This is a genomic window from Mesorhizobium sp. M7A.F.Ca.US.005.03.2.1 (genome assembly GCF_003997795.1).
GTDB lineage: Bacteria > Pseudomonadota > Alphaproteobacteria > Rhizobiales > Rhizobiaceae > Mesorhizobium > Mesorhizobium ciceri.
Window position 1 is genome coordinate 1 of sequence record NZ_RZRP01001014.1, and the last position, 2,035, is coordinate 2,035.

General features: G+C 61.7%; 3 protein-coding genes. 1 reads left to right on the plus strand and 2 read right to left on the minus strand.

Features of this window, described 5'->3' with window-relative positions:
• Both EN991_RS33950 and EN991_RS33955 read right to left on the minus strand, forming a co-directional pair.
• A partial coding sequence (locus EN991_RS33950) for an MFS transporter (protein ID WP_127370371.1) occupies positions 1 to 629 on the minus strand: 629 nt, incomplete at its 3' end.
• A gap of 203 nt (positions 630 to 832) precedes the next feature.
• Positions 833 to 1,492 (minus strand): DUF922 domain-containing protein, encoded by a 660-nt coding sequence (locus tag EN991_RS33955; RefSeq protein ID WP_127370373.1) that lies wholly within the window; start codon positions 1,490 to 1,492, stop codon positions 833 to 835.
• A 103-nt stretch (positions 1,493 to 1,595) separates the two neighbouring features.
• On the opposite strand from EN991_RS33955, the gene folP reads away from it, so the two are divergent.
• The coding region (folP, locus tag EN991_RS33960; protein WP_127370372.1) for a dihydropteroate synthase at positions 1,596 to 2,035 on the plus strand (440 nt) is incomplete at its 3' end.

Below are 2,035 nucleotides of genomic sequence, written 5' to 3' on the forward strand. Positions count from 1 at the left end.
ATGCGATGGCGCTTTGCGGCAATGGGCAGTTTCTTGAGCGGCTTGTTGATGATCGCCATCGCAAGAAAACCAAGCGGAATGTTGATCCAGAAGATCAGTGACCAGTGCAGGTGCTCTGCGAAAGTGCCGCCGAGCAACGGACCGGCAACGCTGGCGACAGCCCATGTGCCGGAGAACCAGGCGGCATAGCGTGCCCGCTCGCGCGGCGGCACGAGATCGCCGACGACGGTCTGCGTCAAAGCGAACAAGCCGCCGCCACCGGCGCCCTGGATCGCCCGCCCGACAACCAGCACAAACATGTTGGGAGCCATCGCACTGACCACCGATCCCGCCAAAAAGATCAGGATCGCGGCGTAGACGGTCGGCCGGCGGCCGTAGACGTCGGAAATCTTGCCATAGAGCGGAGCCACCGCGGTAGCGGTCAGGAGATAACCGGTGACGATCCATGGCAGATAGTGTGCGTTTCCGAGCGCATGCCCGATGGTCGGCATGGCCGGCGCGACAATGGTCTGATCGAGTGCCGCCAACAGCATCGACAACAGCACGCCGCCGATGATGGCGTTCTTTTCGCGCTCTGTTATCGGCGTGCCGGTTTCCGCCATCGTTTTCTCATCGACAGCCTGGTCCATGATCGTTCATCCATAAGCTTGCGATTTGACCGGCGCTGTTCAGCCGCTCCGGCTTCATGACCGTTTGGATCGCATTGGTGTTTTAAGCTCGTTTGGCGAGCCTGATATATGTCGTCCCATATAGGCCGGTTTCGACGGCGGCTCGAAAGTTTTTCGAATCTGGCACTACGCTTCGGCGAATTTGGCTTTCAGTTCGGGTGCGTTCAGGCCGGCGGCAGTCGGCCGTTGCCGATGCGCTCCATGCGGTAGCGCAGCAGCCGCAAGATGCGGCTTTCGAAATTGACGCTTTCGACGCGGTCGAACTGAAGCTGGGCGCGGTCGTGCCTGGCCAGAACAGCCGCGGTGATCTCAGCCGCCTTGGCCTTGGCGGCGTCGCAGTTCTTTTGCGGGTAGGTGGCTTTCAAAGCCTCTTCGAGTTCGCCGCCATGGTTCTTGGCGATTTCGACATGGCGCTCCTCATGGCGCTTGATGTCGGCCGACAGCGTATCCCAGAACAGCCTGACATCGGCATCGGCCTTGCGCGGCCGGCGCCACTCGGGAAGGATCACCTTCACCTTGACGGTCACCACCGCGTCGGCAATCCGGCAGGAACTCGGTGTCTGCGCATAGCTGATACGGGTGGTGAAGGCCATTTGCGTAGCGCCCGGGTGCCGCGTGCCGGTGCTTTTCACCTCCGGCCCGCGTTTGGAGAGTTGTGCCTCGATGTCGTCGAGGGTGCTGCCGCCAATGGCGAAATAGCTGTACGTCTTGACGAGATTGGCCGCCGCCGCCGGGTGCGACGTTATGGCGAGCAGCAGCGCGCAAGCCAAGGATTGTTTCACGCCCAAGGACTGTTTTTTCATGCCAAGCATGGATCGTTTCATCATGTTGCCTCTTCGACCACCTTGCTTTACGGCCGTTGCCGGCGCAATGAAATTGATCCGCCAGGGATCACACATGATTGATGAACTCCATGGTCGATGAGCAATGACGGCCAGGCGATGGCAGTTGGCGCATGGACGCCATCTCGACCTCGGCGGCAAGGCCGTGGTCGTCGGCATCCTCAATGTCACGCCCGACAGCTTTTCCGACGGCGGCCAGTTCGACGCCCCTGAAAAGGCGTTGGCCCAGGCGCGCCGCATGATCGGGGAAGGGGCACTGGTTGTCGATGTCGGGGGAGAATCGACGCGCCCAGGTGCTGCCGCGGTATCGGCCAGCCAGGAACAGGCCCGCATCCTGCCGGTGATCGAAGCGCTGGCGGGCGTGAACGAGGTGCTGATTTCGGTCGATACCTATCGCGCCGACACGGCGCGGCTGGCGGTCGCCGCCGGCGCGCATATCGTCAACGATGTCTGGGGTTTGCAGCGCGAGCCCGATATTGCTCGTGTCGCCGCCGATACCGGTGCCGGGCTTGTCATCATGCATAC